21 protein-coding genes are annotated in these 20,072 nt (G+C 72.3%); 12 read left to right on the plus strand and 9 right to left on the minus strand.

Translation table 11 applies throughout. The annotated features are described in order from the left end of the window. Positions 1 to 20: 20 nt before the first annotated feature. The 4 genes from ACIA8N_RS11115 to ACIA8N_RS11130 all read left to right on the plus strand — a co-directional run bounded on the left by ACIA8N_RS11115 (position 21) and on the right by ACIA8N_RS11130 (position 3,635). Complete coding sequence (locus ACIA8N_RS11115) at positions 21 to 641, plus strand: L-threonylcarbamoyladenylate synthase (protein ID WP_030551207.1); 621 nt, start codon at positions 21 to 23, stop codon at positions 639 to 641. A 159-nt stretch (positions 642 to 800) separates the two neighbouring features. Beyond that, positions 801 to 1,565, plus strand: a complete 765-nt coding sequence (locus tag ACIA8N_RS11120; protein ID WP_365780031.1) for a metallophosphoesterase — start codon at positions 801 to 803, stop codon at positions 1,563 to 1,565. A gap of 75 nt (positions 1,566 to 1,640) precedes the next feature. After that, positions 1,641 to 3,125 carry an AlkA N-terminal domain-containing protein gene (locus ACIA8N_RS11125; protein WP_365780033.1) on the plus strand — a complete coding sequence of 495 codons (1,485 nt, stop codon included), beginning with the start codon at positions 1,641 to 1,643 and terminating at the stop codon, positions 3,123 to 3,125. Positions 3,126 to 3,131: 6 nt separating this feature from the next. Beyond that, positions 3,132 to 3,635 (plus strand): methylated-DNA--[protein]-cysteine S-methyltransferase, encoded by a 504-nt coding sequence (locus tag ACIA8N_RS11130; protein ID WP_365780035.1) that lies wholly within the window; start codon positions 3,132 to 3,134, stop codon positions 3,633 to 3,635. 17 nt (positions 3,636 to 3,652) lie between these two features. Here the strand turns inward: ACIA8N_RS11130 and ACIA8N_RS11135 are convergent, their stop codons facing one another. Further along, positions 3,653 to 4,372, minus strand: coding sequence for a Sir2 family NAD-dependent protein deacetylase (locus tag ACIA8N_RS11135; RefSeq protein WP_365780037.1), 720 nt, complete (start codon positions 4,370 to 4,372; stop codon positions 3,653 to 3,655). Between the two features lie 64 nt (positions 4,373 to 4,436). Here ACIA8N_RS11135 and ACIA8N_RS11140 point away from each other — a divergent pair, with 64 nt between their 5' ends. Next, on the plus strand, positions 4,437 to 4,640 hold the full coding sequence (locus ACIA8N_RS11140) for a type II toxin-antitoxin system VapB family antitoxin (RefSeq protein WP_365780039.1): 204 nt from the start codon (positions 4,437 to 4,439) through the stop codon (positions 4,638 to 4,640). Positions 4,641 to 4,658: 18 nt separating this feature from the next. Here ACIA8N_RS11140 and ACIA8N_RS11145 read toward each other — a convergent pair whose 3' ends face one another. Genes ACIA8N_RS11145 through ACIA8N_RS11155 form a run of 3 tightly spaced genes read right to left on the minus strand, consistent with a single transcriptional unit; the run spans position 4,659 to position 7,889 of the window. Next, positions 4,659 to 5,153: an NUDIX hydrolase gene (locus ACIA8N_RS11145; RefSeq protein WP_365780041.1), complete on the minus strand. Its 495-nt coding sequence runs from the start codon at positions 5,151 to 5,153 to the stop codon at positions 4,659 to 4,661. Further along, positions 5,150 to 6,217: an ADP-ribosylglycohydrolase family protein gene (locus ACIA8N_RS11150; protein ID WP_365780043.1), complete on the minus strand. Its 1,068-nt coding sequence runs from the start codon at positions 6,215 to 6,217 to the stop codon at positions 5,150 to 5,152. Before ACIA8N_RS11150 ends, ACIA8N_RS11145 begins: the two co-directional genes overlap by 4 nt. Before the next feature lies 1 nt (position 6,218). Beyond that, positions 6,219 to 7,889 (minus strand): BCCT family transporter, encoded by a 1,671-nt coding sequence (locus tag ACIA8N_RS11155; RefSeq protein ID WP_365780045.1) that lies wholly within the window; start codon positions 7,887 to 7,889, stop codon positions 6,219 to 6,221. Positions 7,890 to 8,001: 112 nt separating this feature from the next. On the opposite strand from ACIA8N_RS11155, the gene ACIA8N_RS11160 reads away from it, so the two are divergent. Continuing rightward, complete coding sequence (locus ACIA8N_RS11160; protein WP_365780047.1) at positions 8,002 to 9,153, plus strand: glycerate kinase; 1,152 nt, start codon at positions 8,002 to 8,004, stop codon at positions 9,151 to 9,153. 45 nt (positions 9,154 to 9,198) lie between these two features. On the opposite strand, the gene ACIA8N_RS11165 is transcribed toward ACIA8N_RS11160, so the two are convergent. Continuing rightward, positions 9,199 to 10,401 (minus strand): helix-turn-helix domain-containing protein, encoded by a 1,203-nt coding sequence (locus tag ACIA8N_RS11165; RefSeq protein WP_365780049.1) that lies wholly within the window; start codon positions 10,399 to 10,401, stop codon positions 9,199 to 9,201. A 196-nt stretch (positions 10,402 to 10,597) separates the two neighbouring features. Between ACIA8N_RS11165 and ACIA8N_RS11170 the strand changes: the two genes are divergently transcribed. The 6 genes from ACIA8N_RS11170 to ACIA8N_RS11195 all read left to right on the plus strand — a co-directional run bounded on the left by ACIA8N_RS11170 (position 10,598) and on the right by ACIA8N_RS11195 (position 16,583). Then, positions 10,598 to 11,416 carry an ABC transporter ATP-binding protein gene (locus tag ACIA8N_RS11170; RefSeq protein WP_365780051.1) on the plus strand — a complete coding sequence of 273 codons (819 nt, stop codon included), beginning with the start codon at positions 10,598 to 10,600 and terminating at the stop codon, positions 11,414 to 11,416. Next, the gene (locus tag ACIA8N_RS11175; RefSeq protein WP_365780053.1) at positions 11,413 to 12,222 is read left to right on the plus strand and encodes an ABC transporter ATP-binding protein; all 810 of its coding nucleotides are present in this window, start codon (positions 11,413 to 11,415) and stop codon (positions 12,220 to 12,222) included. The genes ACIA8N_RS11170 and ACIA8N_RS11175 overlap by 4 nt, the downstream gene beginning before the upstream one ends. Continuing rightward, the gene (locus ACIA8N_RS11180; protein WP_365780054.1) at positions 12,219 to 13,109 is read left to right on the plus strand and encodes a branched-chain amino acid ABC transporter permease; all 891 of its coding nucleotides are present in this window, start codon (positions 12,219 to 12,221) and stop codon (positions 13,107 to 13,109) included. The genes ACIA8N_RS11175 and ACIA8N_RS11180 overlap by 4 nt, the downstream gene beginning before the upstream one ends. Continuing rightward, positions 13,102 to 14,253, plus strand: a complete 1,152-nt coding sequence (locus tag ACIA8N_RS11185; protein WP_399416143.1) for a branched-chain amino acid ABC transporter permease — start codon at positions 13,102 to 13,104, stop codon at positions 14,251 to 14,253. Before ACIA8N_RS11180 ends, ACIA8N_RS11185 begins: the two co-directional genes overlap by 8 nt. Further along, positions 14,250 to 15,515 (plus strand): ABC transporter substrate-binding protein, encoded by a 1,266-nt coding sequence (locus tag ACIA8N_RS11190; RefSeq protein WP_365780055.1) that lies wholly within the window; start codon positions 14,250 to 14,252, stop codon positions 15,513 to 15,515. Before ACIA8N_RS11185 ends, ACIA8N_RS11190 begins: the two co-directional genes overlap by 4 nt. A 66-nt stretch (positions 15,516 to 15,581) precedes the next feature. Beyond that, positions 15,582 to 16,583 (plus strand): GNAT family N-acetyltransferase, encoded by a 1,002-nt coding sequence (locus ACIA8N_RS11195; protein WP_365780056.1) that lies wholly within the window; start codon positions 15,582 to 15,584, stop codon positions 16,581 to 16,583. A gap of 71 nt (positions 16,584 to 16,654) precedes the next feature. Here the strand turns inward: ACIA8N_RS11195 and pssA are convergent, their stop codons facing one another. The 4 genes from pssA to ACIA8N_RS11215 form a co-directional block, all read right to left on the minus strand. Continuing rightward, positions 16,655 to 17,521 carry a CDP-diacylglycerol--serine O-phosphatidyltransferase gene (gene pssA, locus ACIA8N_RS11200; RefSeq protein ID WP_030211152.1) on the minus strand — a complete coding sequence of 289 codons (867 nt, stop codon included), beginning with the start codon at positions 17,519 to 17,521 and terminating at the stop codon, positions 16,655 to 16,657. Beyond that, positions 17,514 to 18,170 carry a phosphatidylserine decarboxylase gene (locus tag ACIA8N_RS11205; RefSeq protein ID WP_030211151.1) on the minus strand — a complete coding sequence of 219 codons (657 nt, stop codon included), beginning with the start codon at positions 18,168 to 18,170 and terminating at the stop codon, positions 17,514 to 17,516. Before ACIA8N_RS11205 ends, pssA begins: the two co-directional genes overlap by 8 nt. Before the next feature lie 168 nt (positions 18,171 to 18,338). Further along, positions 18,339 to 19,544, minus strand: a complete 1,206-nt coding sequence (locus ACIA8N_RS11210) for an acyl-CoA dehydrogenase family protein (RefSeq protein ID WP_030211147.1) — start codon at positions 19,542 to 19,544, stop codon at positions 18,339 to 18,341. A gap of 2 nt (positions 19,545 to 19,546) precedes the next feature. Next, positions 19,547 to 20,071 carry a MaoC family dehydratase gene (locus tag ACIA8N_RS11215; RefSeq protein ID WP_315894343.1) on the minus strand — a complete coding sequence of 175 codons (525 nt, stop codon included), beginning with the start codon at positions 20,069 to 20,071 and terminating at the stop codon, positions 19,547 to 19,549. Position 20,072 lies beyond the last annotated feature (1 nt).

The raw sequence follows: 20,072 nt of genomic DNA on the forward strand, positions 1-20,072 counted from the left end.
GGCGAAAATAGACTGCCCCCATGGCCAAGTACTTCGACGTCCACCCCGACAACCCCCAGCCCCGCACGATCAGCGCGGTGGCCGACTCCATCCGGAACGGGGCGCTCGTCGCGTACCCGACCGACTCCTGCTACGCGCTCGGCAGCCGCCTCGGCAGCCGTGACGGCATCAGCCGGATCCGCGCGATCCGCGACCTCGACGACCGGCACCACTTCACGCTGATGTGCCAGAACTTCGCCCAGCTGGGCCAGCTCGTGCACGTCGACAACGACGTCTTCCGCGCGGTCAAGGCGTCGACCCCGGGTGCGTACACCTTCATCCTGCCGGGGACGAAGGAGGTGCCGCGCCAGCTGCTGCACCCCAAGAAGAAGACGGTCGGCGTCCGTATCCCCGACCACGTCGTCACGCAGGCCCTCCTCGCCGAACTCGGCGAGCCGCTGCTGTCCAGCACCCTGCTCCTGCCCGACGAGGCGGAGCCGCTGACGCAGGGCTGGGAGATCAAGGAGCGGCTCGACCACCAGGTGGACGCGGTGCTCGACTCCGGCGAGTGCGGAACCGAACCCACCACGGTCGTCGACTTCTCCAGCGGCGAGCCCGAGATCGTCCGCCGCGGGGCGGGGGACACCTCCCGGTTCGAATAGGCACTTCGACCAGGCACTCCCGACAGGCACTTCGAACCGGCACGACGAGTGGCACGGGAAGCGGTCCACCGGCTCCCGGGCGGCCCTTTCCTGCCCGGTCGTGATCGCCGTACGGTCGCGTGGACGCCCGTCCACGCGCACCCACGGAGGTTCGGCCGCATGATCGTCATCGCCCACGTGAGCGACGTCCACATCGACGGCGACGAGCGCGCCGCGGAGCGCACCCGCGCCGTCCTGCGGTACCTGGAGGAGCTGCCGTACGACCTGTCGGCGGTCCTCGTCACCGGGGACGTCGCCGACCACGGGACGCCGGACGAGTACGCGCGGGCGCGGGAGCTGCTGACCTCCCGTCACCCGCTGCTCGTCTGCCCCGGCAACCACGACGACCGTGCCGCCTTCCGCAAGGCCCTGCTTCCGGAGGAGACGCCGACCCTCCCGTACGCGCCCGTCAACCAGGTGCTCCGCGGCGAGGGCTTCGTCGTCGCCCTCTGCGACTCCTCCGTCCCCGGTGAACACCAGGGCCTGCTGGAGGACGAGACGCTGGAGTGGCTGGACGCGGTCCTCGCCGGCACTCCGCGCGAGCTGCCCGTCCTGGTCGCCTTCCACCACCCGCCCGTACCCCTGCACACCCCGTACGTCGACGAGATCCGGCAGTTCGGCGAGGAGCGGCTCGCCGCGCTCGCCGCCCGCCACCCCCACCTGACGGCCTTCCTCGCGGGCCACGCGCACACCGCCGCCGCCACGACCTTCGCCGGGCGCCCGCTGCTCGTCGCCCCCGGCGTCGTGTCCGCACTGCGCCTCCCGTGGGAGAACCCCGGCCCGGACTCCCCGCACGTCCACCTCGACCTGCCGCCCGCGCTCGCCTTCCACGTCCTCGGCGACGACGGCCGGCTGACCACCCACTACCGGACGGTCACCGTCTGACCGGCGGCCCCGGGAGCGGACGTCCATGTCGTTTTCTCGCCAGCCCGCGAGCCGGCCGTCAGCGATCCTGGACTCATGCACACCGACACCGAGCGCTGCGTAGGGGCCGTCCAGTCGAAGGACGCCCGCTTCGACGGCGTGTTCTTCACCGCCGTCCGTACCACCCGGATCTACTGCCGGCCCAGCTGCCCGGTCGTCCCGCCCAAGCCCGAGAACATGGAGTTCCACGCCAGCGCCGCGTCCTGCCAGCGGGCCGGCTTCCGGGCCTGCAAGCGGTGCCGGCCGGACACCAGCCCCGGCTCGCCCGAGTGGAACGTCCGCGCCGACGCCGTCGCCCGCGCCGTGCGGCTCATCCAGGACGGGGTCGTCGACCGGGAAGGCGTCCCCGGGCTCGCCCGCCGCCTCGGCTGGTCCACCCGCCAGATCGAACGCCAGCTCCTCGCCGAACTGGGCGCGGGACCCCTCGCCCTGGCCCGCGCCCAGCGCGCCCAGACCGCCCGGGTCCTCATCGAGACGACCCCGATGCCCCTGGGCGAGGTCGCCTTCGCGGCCGGCTTCTCCTCCATCCGCACCTTCAACGACACCGTCCGCGAGGTCTTCGCCCTCACCCCCGGCGAGCTCCGCGCCCGCGCCGCCCGCCCGGCGTCCGACCGCGCCCGCACCCCCGGCGTGATCAGCCTCCGGCTCCCCTTCCGCGCCCCCTTGGAGCCCTCCAACCTCTTCGGCCACCTCGCGGCCACCGCGGTGCCCGGGGTGGAGGAGTGGCGCGACGGCGCCTACCGGCGGACCCTCGCCCTGCCGTACGGGCACGGCATCGTCGGCCTCGCCCCCCGTCCCGACCACATCGCCTGCCGCCTCTTCCTCACCGACCCCCGCGACCTCACCCACGCCATCAGCCGCTGCCGCCGCCTCCTCGACCTCGACGCCGACCCCGTCGCCGTCGACGACCGGCTGCGCGCCGATCCGCTGCTCGCCCCGGTCGTCGACAGGGCGCCCGGCCGCCGGGTGCCCGGGACCGTCGACCCCGCCGAGTTCGCCGTACGGGCCGTCCTCGGCCAGCAGGTCTCCACCGCCGCCGCCCGCACCCACGCCGCCCGGCTCGTCACCGCGTACGGCACCCCCGTCGACGACCCCGAGGGCGGCCTCACCCACCTGTTCCCGAAGCCCGAGGTGCTCGCCGGCCTCGACCCCGAGACCCTCGCGCTGCCCCGCAGCCGCCGCACCACCCTCCTCACCCTGGTCAGGGCCCTCGCCGACGGCTCACTGCCCCTCGGCCCCGCCGACGACCGCGAGGAGGCCCGCGCCCGGCTGCTCGCCCTGCCCGGCTTCGGCCCCTGGACCACCGAGATCATCGCGATGCGGGCCCTCGGCGACCCCGACGCCTTCCTCCCCGGTGACCTCGGCGTCCGCCGCGCCGCGACGGGACTCGGCCTGCCCGGCACCCCGGCCGCGCTCACCGCCCGGGCGGCCCAGTGGCGCCCCTGGCGCGCGTACGCCGTCCAGTACCTCTGGGCGACCGACGACCACCCGATCAACCACCTGCCCAGCGAAGGACACTGAACCGCCATGACCCCCACCGTCCGGCACACCGTCGTGGACAGCCCGTACGAGCCGCTGACCCTCGTCGCCGTCGACGGCGTCCTCAGCCGCGTCCATATGACCGGGCAGCGCCACCGCCCGCCCGAGGAGACCTTCGGCGCACCCGACCCGCGTCCCTTCGGCGAGGCGATCCGCCAGCTCGACGCCTACTTCGCCGGCGAACTCACCGAGTTCGACCTGCCGTTGCACCTGATCGGCACCCCGTTCCAGGTGCGGGTGTGGGAGCAGCTGCTCCGCATCCCGTACGGGGAGACCCGGACGTACGGCGAACTCGCCGAGGAGCTGGGCAACCCCGCCGCCTCCCGCGCGGTGGGCCTCGCCAACGGCAAGAACCCCGTCGGCATCATCGTCCCCTGTCACCGGGTGATCGGCGCGGGCGGCGGCCTCACCGGCTACGGCGGCGGCCTCGACCGCAAACAGCGCCTCCTCGCCTTCGAGTCGGGCACGCCGGAACCGGCCGGCCTCTTCTAGGCCGCGTCCCGCGGCGGCTACCGGAGCCGGTCGAGCAGCGCGGGCAGCGCCGTGCCGATCGGCTCACGCACGACCTCGGCGGCGACCGGGTCGTACGGAGTGGGCTCGGCGTTCACGATGATCAGCCGCGCGCCGTGCTCGGCCGCGATCCCCGCGAGGGAGGCCGCCGGCTGCACCTGGAGACTGCTGCCGACCGCGACGAACACCTCGGTGGCCTTGGCGATCGACATGGCCTCCCCGAGCACCACCGGATCGAGCCGCTGCCCGAACATCACGGTCGCCGACTTCAGGATCCCGCCGCACACCCGGCACGCGGGGTCGTCCTCACCGGCCCGCACCCGGTCCAGGGCCTCCTCCATCGACGAGCGGGCGTGGCAGGCCGTGCACACCACCGACCGCGCGGAGCCGTGGAGTTCGAGCACCTTGCGGCCGGGCACCCCGGCGGCCTGGTGCAGTCCGTCCACGTTCTGGGTGATCACCCGCAGCGCGTGCCCGCTCGTCCGCTCGTACGCGGCGATCGCGTGGTGCGCCGCGTTCGGCTCGGCGCTCAGGGCGGGACCTTCGAGCCGCATCCGCCAGGATCGGCGGCGGATCTCCGGGTCGGCCATGTACGGCCCGTACGTGACGAGCCGCTCGGCCTCGGGGTCCCGCCGCCACAGGCCGTTCGGCCCCCGGTAGTCGGGGATGCCCGAGTCCGTCGAGATACCGGCTCCACTGAGAATCGCGACCATCGTCATACGACGACCCTAGGCACCGCGAAACCGCTCCCGCGAACGGGTTTCCGGGTGTTAGGTTCCCGGCATGGCCAAGGTGAACATCGCGCTCGACGCCGACCTCGTCGTGGAGGTCATGGTTCTGGCAGGGGTCGGGAACCCACAGGACGCGGTGGAGGCCGTCGTCCGCGACTACATCGCACGCGGACACCGCACCGAGGCCCGGGTCGCCACCCGCGACGAACCGCACCGCGCCGGCGAACTCCAGCCGCCCGAGCCCCCGCAGGGCTGAGCACGGGGCGGGGACGTGTCATCCCCCGGCCGGGCGACCGTTCTCCAGCTCCACCGGCCCCGTGCCCGCCGCCAGGACGTCCAGCGAGGCGAGGACCCGCACGCCCAGGCTGCCCCGGAGGTGGGCGGTGACCTCCTCGCGGTCGATCAGCTTCCAGGAGAGCAGCTCCTCCTCCTGGAGCCGGATCTCCGCGAACCGTTCCTCGGCCAGCACCCCGCCGTCGAACACGTACGCCACGATCGGCGGCCGGCCCGAGCCGTGCGACCAGTCGACGGAGAGCAGCGGGCCGAGGGCCACGTCGAGGCCGATCTCCTCGGCCGTCTCCCGGCGGGCCGCCTGCCGGGGCGTCTCGCCGGTGTCGGACTCGATCGTGCCGCCGGGCAGCGTCCAGCTCTCGCGGTAGTTGGGCTCCACCACCAGGACGCGCCCCGCGGCGTCCCGGAAGAGTGCGGCGGCGGCGGCCAGGACGCGGGGGAGACCGGCGATGTACGTGGCGTATTCGGTCGTGGTCATGGCGTCAGCGTAGCCAGCCGCAGGGTCCGCTCGGCCAGTTCACCGATCCCGACGCCGTCGAAGCCGAACACCGCGCTGCTCACCCGGTCCCGCAGCGGCTCCGACCACTGGGGCGGGATCGCCGCCGCCCCGCACATGACGCCCGCCACCGAACCCGCCGTCGCCCCGTTGGAGTCCGTGTCCAGGCCGCCGCGCACGGCCAGCGCGATCGTGCGGGTGAAGTCCCCCTCGCCGTAAAGGAGTCCGGCGGTCAGTACGGCCGCGTTGGGGACGGTGTGGATCCAGCCGAGGCCCGCCGTGCGCTCCGTGAGCTCGTCGAGCGCGGCGGACCAGCCGAGCCCGGACGCGTGCAGGGCGATCGTCCCGCGCACCGTACGGGCGAGCCGGCTGCTCGGCGGAACCTGCGCCAGGCCCGCTTCCAGGGCGGTCGTGACGTCCGGCGCGGTGAACGCCGCCGCGATCACGGCCGCCGCCCACATCGCCCCGTACACCCCGTTCCCGCTGTGCGAGAGGACCGCGTCCCTGCGGGCCTGCGAGGCGGCCCGGCGCGGGTCGCCTGGACTGGTCCAGCCGTGGACGTCGGCCCTGATCAGCGCGCCGATCCACTCCTGGTACGGATTGTCGTACGTGGCCGTGAGCGGCGGCCGCAGGCCGTTCGCGAGGTTCCGGTAGGCGGCCCGCTCGGCCGTGAACGTCCGTAGGTACGGCAGCCGCAGCAGCCACTCCCGCCCCACCTGCTCGGTCGTGAAGGCGGAGCCGTACGTCTCCAGGAGGTGCAGCCCGAGGACCGACCAGTCGACGTCGTCGTCCCGGCAGCTGCCGTCGATCCCGCCGCGCACGCACCTCTCCCACTCCGGGCGCAGCTCGAAACCGGTCGCCCCGGGCGGCGGGGGCGGCAGGTAGTCCGTCAGGGGCAGCGCGCCCGTCAGCCGCAGGTAGGCGTCGATGTGCTCCCGGGTCCAGTGGTCGCCCTGCTCCACGGGCTTGCCGAGCATGTTCCCGGCGATCCGGCCCGTCCAGCCGCCCAGGATCCGGTCCGCGAGCCCTCCGTCCGTACGGTCCACGTCAGCCCTCGCCCTCGGGAGGCTCCACGTCGGTGCGTGCCTTCGCCGCCCGGCGCAGCCGGTGGTGGCGCGACCCGCCCTGCTCCGTGGTCGCCTCCCCTACCAGGGCCTTGACCGCGTCACCGAGCCCGTGCATCGCGTGGTGCCGGACCGGGCCGGCCCCCGGGTCCTCCCGCAGCTCCTTGAGCAGCGCCCAGCACAGCGCCAGCATCACCACCACGAACGGCAGCGCGACCAGGATCGTCGCCGTCTGGAGCGAGTTCAGACCGCCCACCACAAGCAGGACCGCCGCCACGGCGGCCATCAGGACGCCCCAGATGACCACCAGCCAGGTCGGTGGGTGGAGCGAGCCGCCGCTGGTCAGGGACCCCATGACGAGCGAGGCGGAGTCCGCGCTCGTGACGAAGTACGTCATCACCAGGATCATCGCGAGCACCGAGGTGACCGTGCCGATCGGCAGCGCCTCCAGCATCGCGAACAGCGAGGCCTCCGCCCCGTCCTCCACCGCCGTCGCCAGGTCCGCCGCGCCCGTGGACTCCAGCCGGATCGCCGTACCGCCCATCACGCAGAACCACACCACCGTGGCCCCCGACGGCACGAGCAGTACCCCGACCAGGAACTCCCTGATCGTCCTGCCGCGCGAGATCCGGGCGATGAAGGTGCCGACGAACGGCGCCCAGGACAGCCACCACGCCCAGTAGAAGATCGTCCACGTCCCCAGCCAGTCGGGATCGGTGAACGCGCCCGTCCGGCTCGCCATCGGCAGCAGCTGGTGCAGATAGCCGCCCACGGAGGCCGGAATGGTGTCCAGGATGTACACCGTCGGGCCGAGCAGGAACACGAACAGCATCAGACAGCCCGCGAGGACGATGTTCAGGGTCGACAGCCACTTCACGCCCTTGTGCAGCCCCGAGAAGGCCGACAGGACGAAGGCCGCGGACAGGGACACGATGATGATCAGCTGGGTGGACGTCGAGTTATCCACGCCCATCGTCAGGTTCAGCCCCTCGGCGACCTGCAGCGCACCGAGCCCGAGGCTCGTCGCCGTGCCGAACACGGTCGCGAACACCGCGAGCAGATCGATCGCCCTGCCCGGCCAGGAGGCCGCCCGCCGCGCCCCGAGAAGCGGTACGAACGCGGAACTCAGCCGGTTCCCCCGCCCCTTGCGGAATCCCGCGTACGCCAGGGCCAGACCCGCGATGCCGTAGATCGCCCACGGGGTCAGCGTCCAGTGGAAGAACGAGTACTCCATCGCGGTACGGGCCGCGCCGCCCGTCCCCGCCGGAACGCCGCTCGCCGGGGGAGGGCTCAGGAAGTGCTGGAGCGGCTCCCCGACCCCGTAGAACATCAGGCCGATGCCCATGCCGGCGCTGAACATCATCGCGATCCACGCCAGGTTGCCGAACTCCGGCTCCGAGTCGTCCGCGCCCAGCCTGATCCGGCCGAAACGGCTCAGGGCGATCACCACGCACAGGACGAGGAAGGTGTCCGCCGCGACGACGAAGAGCCAGGCGAAGTTGGACAGCACCCACTGGAGGGCCGTGTCCGAGGCGCTGTCGAAGGAGTCCTCGCCCAGAGCCGCCCACCCGACGACCGCGACGACGGCCGCCACCCCGATCCCGATGACCTTGCCGTCCGGCCCGGCGTCGGAAACGATCTTTTCCGTACTCATGTGACCCCACTATGGTGCGGAATATCGCCTTATCAGGGGGTGGCACGCCGTCCAGGGGTACGGATAGGGTCGGCCACGGCGCGACTGCACGTTCGAAAGCAAGGGATGCAAGGTGACGGACGGGGCAGCAACTCAGGTCGCACACGTTCTCGTGGCGGCCGACAAGTTCAAGGGCTCGCTCACGGCCGTACAGGTCGCGGAGCGGGTCACAGCAGGACTGCGACGGGTCGTCCCCGGCCTCACCGTGGAGACGCTCCCCGTCGCCGACGGCGGCGACGGCACCGTCGCGGCAGCCGTCGCGGCCGGATTCGAGCGCCGCGAGGTCCAGGTGACGGGACCGCTCGGTGAGCAGGTCACCGCCGCCTTCGCGCTGCGCGGCACCACCGCCGTCGTCGAGATGGCGGAGGCCTCCGGCCTCCAGCTCCTCCCGCGCGGCGTGTTCGCCCCGCTGACCGCGACCACGTACGGCTCCGGCGAGCTGCTCCGCGCCGCCCTGGACGCCGGTGCGACCACCGTCGTCTTCGGCGTCGGCGGCAGCGCCACCACCGACGGCGGCGCCGGCATGCTCGCCGCGCTCGGCGCCCGGTTCCTCGACGCGTCCGGCGACCCCGTGGGCCCCGGCGGCGCACCCCTCGCCGACCTGGCCACCGCCGACCTCGGCGGCCTCGACCCCCGCTTCGCCTCGGTCGACCTGATCCTCGCGAGCGACGTCGACAACCCGCTCACCGGCCCCAAGGGCGCCCCCGCCGTCTACGGCCCGCAGAAGGGCGCCACCCCGGACGACGTCCGCACCCTGGACGCGGCCCTCGCCCACTTCGCCACCGTCCTCGAGAAGGCCGTCGGCCCCAGGGCCGCCGAAGCCGCCGTCGCCCCCGGCGCGGGCGGCGCGGGCGGCATCGGCTACGGCGCGCTCATCCTGGGCGCGAGCTTCCGTCCCGGCATCGAGCTCATGCTGGACGTCCTCGGCTTCGCCCCCGCCCTGGAGCGCGCCACCCTGGTCATCACCGGCGAGGGCTCCCTCGACGAGCAGACCCTCCACGGCAAGGCCCCGGCGGGCGTCGCCGCGGCGGCCCGCGCCGCCGGCAAGGAGGTCGTCGCCGTCTGCGGCCGCCTGGCCCTCCCGCCGGAGGCCCTCGGCAAGGCGGGCATCCGCCGCGCCTACCCCCTCACGGCCCTGGAACCCGACCCGGCCAAGTCCATGGCGAACGCGGGCCCGCTCCTGGAGGACGTGGCCGCGGACATCGCGCGGGACTTCCTGTCGTAACCCCGGCCCGCCGCCCCCGAAGCCGGGGGCGGCCGCCCGGTGTACTCAACCCCCCGGCGCCGTCAGGCGGAACGCGTCCAGGGCCAGCGTCATCTCCGTCAGGTCCCGCGGCCTCGACAGCGACCGCGACGTCAGCTGTTCGAGCCGCCGCAGCCGGTTGAAGACCGTGTTCCGGTGGCAGTAGAGGCGTCCCGCCGCCCGGCCCGCCGACCCCTCGCACTCCAGCCACGCGTCCAGCGTCTCCAGGAGCACCGCCCGGTCCGCCGGGTCCAGTTCGAGCAGACCTCCCAGGACGTCGGAGACCAGCAGGCTCGCCATCTCCGGCTGGCTCACCACCAGCGCACCCGCCATCCGGCGGTCGAGCCGCACGATCTGGCGGCTGCCCGGCGGACAGGTCCGCAGCGCCAGCTCCGCGAGGCGCCGCGCCCGGCCCAGCTCGGTCAGGCCCACCACCACGGGACTGATCCCGCCGGGCCCCGGGCACCGCCCGTCGAGCAGCTCGGACAGCGCGTCGAGACCGGTGTCGTGGGCCAGCGCCACGACCCCCAGCTCGCAGTCCGCGCCCATCCGCCACAGGAACCGCACGCCCTCGCCCTGCACCTGCCGGTGGAACGGCTCCCGCTCCTCCCGCCGGTCGTAGCGCAGCACCACCACCGCGTACCGGCCCTGCTCCGGCAGGTCCAGGCCCGCCGCCGCCCGCGACACCAGCTCGGGCGACCGCTGGCCCTGGAGCAGCGCGTCCAGGAGCGCCTGGAGCTGCTCGTCCGTCCGGCGGCTCAGCTCCAGCTCCGCCGACCGGTACGCCTCCGACGCCGTGTCCGCCTGCGCGTCCACCGCCGACCACACGGTCGTCGCCGACTGCATCAGCGCCGCGAGCTGCGCCGTGTCCGACCCCGCGCCCTCGATCAGCGCGTCCCACACCAGATGCCCGGCGTGCCGGTACGCGTGCACGACCAGTTCGAGCGGCATGCCCTGCGCGGCCCGCCGACGGCCCACCTCCTCCGCGTTCTCCAGGTCCCTGCGGGGCGAGTTCCGGGGCGCCGAGATCATCTCGATCCCGATCCGCATCGCCTCCTGGGCCTCCTGCCAGTGCTGGTCGTACGGGAGGATCCGCGCGTACGCGGGCTCGTACGCGTGAAGTTCCCTCAGGTGCTCGTCCACCAGCTCCGGCACCCGCTCCAGGAGAGCCGTGCACGCCTGAGCGAGCACCTTCCAGTCGTCATCGGTTCGCCGTCTGCGCCGTCCCATGCCGGGAGGATCCACCGCCCCGGCCCTCCCCGCACAGCCCTGACGCGCACTGTTGTGCGCATGCACAGCCCGCCGCCGCGCCCGCTGGTCACCGGCAGCGATTCGGCCGCGGGACGTGGACGCGCGGTCCGCAGCGGTGTTGGGGTGAGCGCCACTGAACGGCCGAGTAACAAGTACGGCCGGGGAAAGGGGAACCATGGGAGGTACCGCACCCGCACTCCAGGTGACGGACCTGACGGCGGGATACGGACCGGTACGCGCACTGCGGAAGGTGTCGCTGACCGTACCGGCGGGCGCCGTCGTCACCGTCCTGGGCGGCAACGGGGCCGGTAAATCGACGCTGCTGAGGGCGGTCTCGCGCACCCTGCGGTTCCACGGCGGCGCCGTGGTGTCCGGCACGGTGAGCCGCGACGGCCGGCCGCTCGACGGACTGCCGCCGGACCGGGTCGTCGCGGCCGGCGTCTCCCAGGTGCCCGAGGGCCGCCAGGTCTTCGCCCGGATGACGGTCGAGGACAACCTGCGCGCCGGCGCGCTCGGCAGGCGCGGCAGCCGGGCGTCGAAGGCCGCCGCACTCCACCGGGTCCACGAGCTGTTCCCGGTCCTCGCGGACCGCGCACGCCAGCAGGCCGGGCTGCTCTCGGGCGGTGAGCAGCAGATGCTGGCCGTCGGCCGGGCGCTGATGGCCGCGCCGGGCCTGCTGCTCCTGGACGAGCCGTCCCTCGGCCTGGCCCCGCTGATGGCGGCCAGGATCGCGGACGCGATCCGGGAGATCAACGCCCAGGGCACGGCGGTGCTCCTCGTCGAGCAGAACGCCGCGCTCGCGCTGCGGCTCGCCTCCCGGGCGTACGTCCTGGAGGTCGGCGAGGTCACCCTGTCCGGTCCCGCCGACGAACTCGCCGCCTCCGACGAGGTCCGCCGCCGCTATCTGGGCGTGGTCGACGAGGACGCCGCCGCCGACGCGGCCCGCGCCGACGCCACGCACCCGGTCCTGTCCCGCTGGGAGGAGACCCGATGACCGACGCACCGGCCACCACCGCGGCCGCCCCCGGCGTCCCCGCCCTCGTCGTCGAGGGCCTGACCGTCCGCTTCGCGGGACTCACCGCCCTCGACGGCGTCGGGTTCACCGTCCGGCCGGGCACCGTGCACGCCCTCATCGGGCCCAACGGCGCCGGCAAGTCCACCTGCTTCAACGTGCTCTCGGGTGTCTACCGGGCCACCGAGGGCTCCGTCCGGTTCGGCCCGCACGAGCTGACGGCGCTGTCCCCGCACCGGATCGCGGACCTCGGCGTCGGCCGGATCTTCCAGAACCTGGCCCTGCCGCCCCGCGCCAGCGTCGAGGACAGCCTGATGCTCGGCCGCCACCGGCTGACCCGTACCGGCTTCGTCGCCGCGGGGCTCAGGCTCCCGTCCGCCGCCCGCGAGGAGGCGCGTCACCGCGCCAGGGTCCGGGAGATCGCCGCCTTCGTCGGCCTGGAGAAGCAGCTCGCGCAGCCCGCGGGCTCCCTCCCGTACGGACAGCAGAAGCTCGCCGAACTCGCCCGAGCCCTCTGCATGGAGCCGAAACTGCTGCTGCTCGACGAGCCCGTCGCCGGCATGACCGCCGACGAGCGGGTCCGTACCGCCGCCGTCATCGCCGGCGTCCGCGACAGCCTCGGCATCTCGGTCCTGCTCGTCGAGCACGACATGGGCCTGGTGATGCGGCTCGCCGACTCCGTCACCGTCCTCGACTTCGGCCGCCGGATCGCCGACGGGGTCCCCGCCGACGTCCAGAACGACCCGGCGGTCGTCCGCGCCTACCTCGGAGAGGAGTCCGCCGCGTGAGCACGTTCGCCGAGTTCCTGATCAACGGCATCTCACTGGGCTCGATCTACGCCCTCATCGCCCTCGGCTTCGTGGTCATCTTCCGCGCCACCGAGGTCGTCAACTTCGCCCACGCCTCCCTCCTCCTGGCGGGCGGCTACGTCACCGCCGTGCTCCATGACGACATCGGCTTCTGGCCCGCCCTGCTCGCCGGCATCGCGGGCGCCGCGGTGGTCGGCGCGGCCGTCGAGTTCTTCGTCATGCGCCGCCACCGGGGCGGCGACCACAGCGTCCTCGCCATCGTCACCATCGGCGTCGACATCCTGCTCGCCACCGAGCTGACCCGCCGGATCGGCACCGACATCCTCGCCCTCGGCGACCCCTGGGGCGACGCCGTCGTCACCGTGGGCCCCGTGACCATCGCGGAGACCCGGATCGCCGCACTGCTCGCCGCGGCCCTCCTCATCACCGCGTTCCTGGTCGCCTTCCGGTACACCTCCTGGGGCGTCGCCATGCGGGCCGCCGCCGAGAACCAGGAGACCGCCGCCCTCATGGGCATCCGGCTCGGCCGGGTCTCGCTCGGCGCCTGGGCGGTCGCCGGCGGTCTCGCCGCCGTCGCCGCGCTCTTCCTCACCGTCTTCCCGACGCCGGGACTCGAACGGGCCACCTCGCTCGCCGCCCTCAAGGCGTTCCCCGCCGCCATCCTCGGCGGCCTCGACTCCACCACCGGCGCCCTCGTCGGCGGCCTCCTCGTCGGCGTCACCGAGTCCCTCGCCACCGGCTACCAGAGCGACCTGGCGTTCCTCGGCCGGGGCATCGGCGACCTGGCCCCCTATCTCGTCATGGTCGCGGTGCTCCTGATCCGCCCGGCCGGACTCTTCGGCACGAAGGAGCTGGCCCGTGTCTGAGACCCTCGCCCGGAGCGGCCTGCGGGTCCGCACCCCCGCGGTGTACGGGTGGGCCGCCGCCGCCCTCGTCCTCGTCGTCCTGCCGTTCTACCTGGACCGCTTCTGGCTCCAGGCGGGCCTGTTCGCGATGGCCGCCGCCATCGGCGCCATCGGCATCAACCTGCTGACCGGCGCCACCGGCCAGCTCTCCATGGGACACGCCTTCTTCCTCGCCGTCGGCGCCTACGGCTACTGCCTCTTCGCCGGCGACGGCGCCGACGGGCTCGCCGGACTCGGCCTGCCCGGCTGGCTCGCCGCCGTCCTCGCGGTCGCCCTCTCGGGCCTGGCCGGCGGGGTGTTCAGCCCCATCGCGGGCCGGCTGCGCGGCGCGTACCTCGGCATCGCCACCCTCGCGCTGATCTTCATCGGACAGCACGTCCTCTTCAACGCCCACGACCTCACCGGCGGCTACAACGGCCGCGCCGTCCCGCCGCTCAGCCTCTTCGGCCTCACCTTCGACGACACCGAACTCCTGATCGCCCAGGTGCCGTTCGGCGCGGTCGAGAAGCTCTGGTACCTCGGACTCGCGCTGCTCCTCGCCGGGGTCGTCTTCGCCCGAGGAGTGCTCAGGGGCCGCCCCGGGCGCGCGATGAACGCCATCCGCGACCACCGGATCGCCGCGGGAGTGATGGGCATCCCGGTGGCCCGCTACCGCGCCGCCGTCTTCGTCCTGTCCTCCATGTACGCCGGCCTCGCGGGCGTCCTGCTCGCCCTGGTCTTCCAGCGCACGGTGCCCGAGTACTTCGGCATGGCGCTCTCCCTCGAATACCTGGCCATGATCGTCATCGGCGGTCTCGGCTCGGTCGCCGGAGCCGTGGCCGGAGGCGTCTTCGTCTCCCTCCTGCCGCAGTTCCTCAACCGGTACAGCGAGGCGCTCCCGCTGGTCTCCGCCCCGGGAACGGGCGGCATCGCACCGGGCGAGGCCTCCCGTTACCTGTACGGCGCCGCCGTCGTCGCGGTGGTGCTGTTCCTGCCCGGAGGCCTGGCCCGGCTCGCGGCCCGGAGACCCGGCAGACCCAAGAACCCCACACCCGACACGCCCGCATCCACCACCCCCACTCCGCCCGACACCTCTTCCACCGAACCCTCAGGGGAGCCACGATGACCCACAGACGACAGGCCGCGCGGGGCCTGGCCGCAGCGCTCGCCGCACTGGTCGCCCTCACCGCCGCCGGATGCAGCTCCAAGGCCAAGACCGGTGACGGCAAGCAGACCGACGCGGGCGGGGTGAAGACCGGCGAGGGCGTCACCGACAAGGCGATCTCGCTCGGCGCGCTCACCGACATGACCGGCGTGTACGCGACCCTCGGCAAGAGCGTCACCCAGGCCCAGCAGCTGTACGTCAAGCAGGTCAACGCCGCCGGCGGCATCTGCGGCCGACAGCTGGAGCTCACGGTCCGCGACCACGGCTACGACCCGCAGAAGGCGCTCGCCGCCTACACCGAACTGGAGCCGAAGGTCGTCGGCTACGCCCAGTTCATCGGCTCCCCGTTCGTCGCCGCCGTCAAGCCCCTGGTCGACGGCAAGGACAAGGGACTCGTCCTCCCGCAGGCCTGGTCGGCCTCGCTGCTCGGCTCCCCGTACATCCGCGTCCTGGGTGCCACGTACGACGTCGAGACGATCAACGCCGTCGACTTCCTGGTGAAGGAGAAGGGCCTGAAGTCGGGCGACAAGCTCGGCCACGTCTACTTCGAGGGCGACTACGGCGAGAACGCGCTCAAGGGCTCCAAGCACGCGGCGGAGGCGGCCGGTCTGACCGTCGTCGAACAGAAGATCAAGCCCACCGACAACGACATGTCGGCGCAGGTCGCGGCCCTCAAGCAGGCCGGGGTCAAGGCCATCGTCATCAGCGCGGGCCCGCGCCAGGCCGCCTCCCTCGTCGGGGTCGCCGCCGCCACCGGCCTCAAGGTGCCGGTGGTGGGCAACAACTCGGCCTTCGCCCCGCAGCTCCTCGGCACCCAGGCCGGTCCCGCCCTGGAGAAGATGTACTGGTTCGCCTCCCCGAGCCTCCCCATCGGCGCGGACACCCCGACCGCGAAGAAGCTGGTCGCCGACTACAAGGCCGCCTACCCGAGCGACACCCTCGACAACGGCATCGTCGCCGGCTGGACCGCGGCGAGCGTCTTCGGCGAGGCCCTGAAGAAGGCCTGCGCGGAGAAGAACCTCACCCGCGAGGGCGTCGGCAAGGCGCTCCTCACCATGACGGCCCACGACGCCGGCTTCGGCATGAGCCACAACCTCGGCGACCCCAAGGCCCCCTCGTCCCGCGAGTCGGTCATCATCCAGCCGGACAAGTCCGTCCCCGGCGGCATGCGCACGGTCCGCCGGCCCTTCGTCGCGGACGCCGCGAAGTCCTACACCCCCTGACCGACCACGGTCGCCCCCCGGGCCGGGCTTCACACGCGTGAAACAACGCGGTGTGAAGCTCGGCCCATGAACGTGATGATCGAGGAGAACCGCTCCCACCCGCGACTCCCTGAACTGCTGGCCGCGTACCACCTGCTCAACGAGGCCGAGAAGGGGACGCCCGCGGCGTCGGTCGCCGAGCTCCCGGCCGTATACCGTGCGGAGGCCGAGGACCCGGCCGCCGCCTTCAGCGCCGACACGGTCCTGCTCGCCACCCCGTCCGGTGAGGACCTCCCGGCCGGCTGCGTCGTCCTCAAGACGCCGTACGAGGGCGGGGCGCCCGAGATCAAGCGGCTCTGGGTCGAGCCCCACGCCCGCCGCAAGGGTCTCGCCACGGCCCTCATGGCCGAGGCCCTGCGGCGGGCCGCCACCTCGGGCGCGTCCGCCGTACGCCTCACCGTCTGGTCCTGGCGGGCGGAGCCGCTCGCCCTCTACCGCGCTCTCGGCTTCGAGGCCGTCGACTCGTGGGACGAGCGGCCGGACCTCGTCTGCCTGGAGAAGCCGCTCGACGTGATCGAGCGCCTCACCCCCGACGCCGTACGGGCCCACGCCGGGGCCGGTCTCGCCGCGCTCCTCGTGGACGCCGTGGACAGCGGCGCCTCCGTGGGCTTCCTGGCGCCCCTGGAGGCCGCCGAGGGGGCCGCCTGGTGGTCGGGCGTCGCCGAGGAGGCCGCGGCGGGCGTACGGGACGTCTGGGCGGCCCACGGCCCGGACGGCGGCCTGGCCGGCGTCGTCACCCTCACCCGTACCGGCACCGCCAACGGCCGCCACCGCGGGGAGATCGCCCGGCTCCTCGTGCACCGCTCGGCCCGCGGCCGGGGCCTCGGCCGCCGGCTGCTCGCCACGGCCGAGGCCCACGCCGCCGCCACCGGTCTCACCCTGCTCGTCCTGGACACCCGGACCGACAGTCCCGCCGAGCGCCTCTACCGGGCGGCGGGCTGGACGGCCGCCGGCACGATCCCGGACTTCGCCGCCGACCCGGCCGGCACCCTGCGCCCCACCACGCTGTACTACAAGCGCCTCGGGTAGGCCCCCTCGCGCACGCGAGAGGGCCCGGGAGGCGATATCGCCTCCCGGGCCCTCTCGTACACATGAATCCGCTACGGCAGCTGTGCCGCCCGCGCCTCCCGGCTCTCACGCCGGTTGCCGCGGAAGGTGTTCACCCGGCGGGCCGTCGCGAAGAGGGGGATCACGGCGCCCATCACCACCTGCAGCGCGCAGCCGGCCTGGAGCAGGAACGCGCCGCCCGGGGCGTCGAACGCCCAGGCCGCCAGCATGCCCATCGCACCGACGATCCAGCTGAGCATCGCCACCGCGAGGATGCCCCGCGGCTTGGGGTACTCGACCCGGCTCACCATCAGCCAGGCCACCCCGATGATCGCGAGCAGCGTCGGGATGAACGGCAGCTCGAGAAGCACGATCGAGACGACCGTCAGCGCGCCGAAGGGGCTCGGCATGCCCTGGAACATACCGTCCTTCATGGTCACGCACGAGAATCTCGCCAGCCTCAGCACCACCGCGAGCAGCACCACGATCGCGGCCACCGCCGAGACCTTCTGCTGCGCGCCGGGCGTGACCATCCCGTACACGAGTACGAAGTAGGCCGGGGCCAGACCGAAGCTGATCAGGTCCGAGAGGTTGTCGAGCTCGGCGCCCATCGGCGACGAACGCAGCTTGCGCGCCACGATGCCGTCGAAGAGGTCGAAGATCGCCGCGGCCAGCATGAGGATCACGGCGGTGGCGGCGCTGTTGCGCGCCATGCCGGTCTCGGTGCTGCCCGTGAGGTGCGGGATGAGGATGCCGGTGGTGGTGAAGTACACCGCCATGAATCCACACGTGGCGTTACCGAGCGTGAGGGCGTCCGCTATGGACAGCCTCAGCGACAACGGCATCTCCTCGGCCTCGTCGGCCGCCTCCGGATCCGTGCCGGCGACCCAGTCGGCGGCTCGTGTGTCGGGATCAATCACGGTCAATGCGAGTCACCCCCGCTGTGGTGACCTGGCCGACCTCGACGTCGACGTCGACACCCTCGGGGAGGTAGATGTCGACGCGCGAACCGAAGCGGATGAGACCGATCCGGTCACCCTGCTCGACCTTCGTCCCCTGCGGGATGTACGGCACGATGCGCCGGGCGACGGCGCCCGCGATCTGGATCATCTCGATGTCGCCGAGCTCGGTGTCGAAGTGCCAGACAACGCGCTCGTTGTTCTCGCTCTCCTTGTTGAACGCCGGGACGAACCCGCCGGGGATGTGCTCCACGGACGTCACCGTGCCGGCCAGCGGCGCGCGGTTGACGTGGACGTTCAGCGGGCTCATGAAGATGGCGACCCGGGTGCGTCCGTCCTTCCACGGCATGATGCTCTGCACCACACCGTCGGCGGGGGAGATGACCCGGCCCTGAGCGATCTCACGCTCGGGGTCGCGGAAGAACCACAGCATGCCGGCCGCGAGAGCGGTGGTCGGCACGGCGATGGCCGCGGCCCGCCTCGACTTGCGCGCGCGCACGAGGGAGAGCGCCGCGGTGGCGACGGTCGGCAGAAGCCACGGCGATGCTCCGCGCGCGAGGCGTACGCCGGAGAGGCTGTCGCGGTGTGCAGAGGTTTGGCTGTGGGGCATGGATGACCTTCGTAGCGGATGATGCCGCACTGGCAACGGGGACGGCGGCTTTCCCGCGATGCTATCGGTTGCGGGGCGCAACTGGGTAAGCCAGGAACCGAGTCGACGGCCGGAAGACGAACACAGGGTGTGATCTTCTTCGCGGCCGTATCGACCCAAATCCGACAATCAACCCTGGAATCGGTACTCCTCGAGCAGCCGACGACCAATGATCATTTTCTGGATCTCGGCGGTACCTTCACCGATGAGCAGCATCGGCGCCTCGCGGTAGAGACGCTCGATCTCGTACTCCTTCGAGAACCCGTAGCCGCCGTGAATGCGGAACGCGTCCTCGACGACCTCCTTGCAGTATTCGGAGGCGAGGTACTTCGCCATCCCTGCTTCGAGGTCGTTTCGTTCCCCGGAGTCCTTTTTGCGTGCTGCGTTCACCATCATGGCATGAGCGGCCTCGACCTTGGTAGCCATCTCGGCGAGCTTGAACTGAATCGCCTGGTGCTCGGCGATCGCCTTGCCGAAAGTGTGACGCTGCTGGGCATACGAGACACCCAGTTCGAAGGCACGCTGAGCGACGCCGCAGCCACGCGCCGCCACGTTGACGCGGCCGACCTCCACGCCGTCCATCATTTGGTAAAACCCTCGGCCGGTGGTGCCGCCGAGTACCCGATTGGCCGGAATGCGCAGTCCGTCCATGATGAGTTCGGTGGTGTCGACGCCCTTGTAGCCCATCTTGTCGATCTTCCCGGGGATGGTGAGGCCGGGGCGGACCTCTCCGAAGCCGGGCTCCTTCTCGACGAGGAAGGTCGTCATCGACTTGTGGGGGGCGGTGCCCTCCGGGTGTCCTTCGTCACTCCGGACGAGAACGGCGACCAGCGACGACGTTCCGCCGTTCGTCAGCCACATCTTCTGGCCGTTGAGGACGTACTCCTCGCCGTCCTTCACCGCCTTCGAGGTGATGGCCGACACGTCCGAGCCGAGACCCGGCTCCGACATCGAGAACGCGCCACGCGTCTCGCCGGCCGCCATCCGCGGAAGGAAGTAGTCCTTCTGCTCCTGGGTGCCGTGCTGCTTCAGCATGTACGCCACGATGAAGTGGGTGTTGATGATGCCGGAGACCGACATCCAGCCACGGGCGATCTCCTCCACGCACAGCGCGTAGGTGAGCAGCGACTCACCCAGGCCGCCGTACTCCTCGGGGATCATCAGACCGAAGAGACCGAGTTCCTTCAGCCCGTCGACGATCTGCTGGGGGTACTCGTCACGGTGCTCCAGCTCGGTCGCGACCGGGATGATCTCCTTGTCGACGAACTCCCGGACGGTCTTGAGGATCTCCTGCTGGACGTCCGTGAGCCCGGCGGTCTGGGCGAGTCGGGCCATGGCTACTTCTCCGTCTTCTTGGCGGGCTCGATCAGCGTGGGGCGGCCCGGCTGCTCGCCGCCGCGCTCCTTGATGTACGTCTCGGTGGGGACCATCACCTTGCGGCGGAAGACGCACACCAGGGTGCCGTCCTGCTTGTAGCCCTTGGTCTCGACGTAGACGATGCCGCGGTCGTTCTTCGACTTCGACGGGGTCTTGTCGAGGACCGTGGTCTCGCCGTAGATCGTGTCGCCGTGGAAGGTCGGCGCCACGTGCCGCAGCGACTCGATCTCCAGGTTGGCGATGGCCTTGCCGGAGACGTCCGGCACGGACATGCCGAGCAGCAGCGAGTAGATGTAGTTGCCGACGACGACGTTCTTGCCGAAATCCGTCGTGTTCTCGGCGTAGTTCACATCCATGTGCAGCGGATGGTGGTTCATCGTCAGCAGACAGAAGAGGTGGTCGTCGTACTCGGTGACCGTCTTCCCGGGCCAGTGCTTGTAGACGGCACCGATCTCGAACTCTTCGTAGGTACGGCCGAACTGCATG

The organism is Streptomyces sp. NPDC051822 (assembly GCF_044452745.1).
GTDB lineage: Bacteria > Actinomycetota > Actinomycetes > Streptomycetales > Streptomycetaceae > Streptomyces.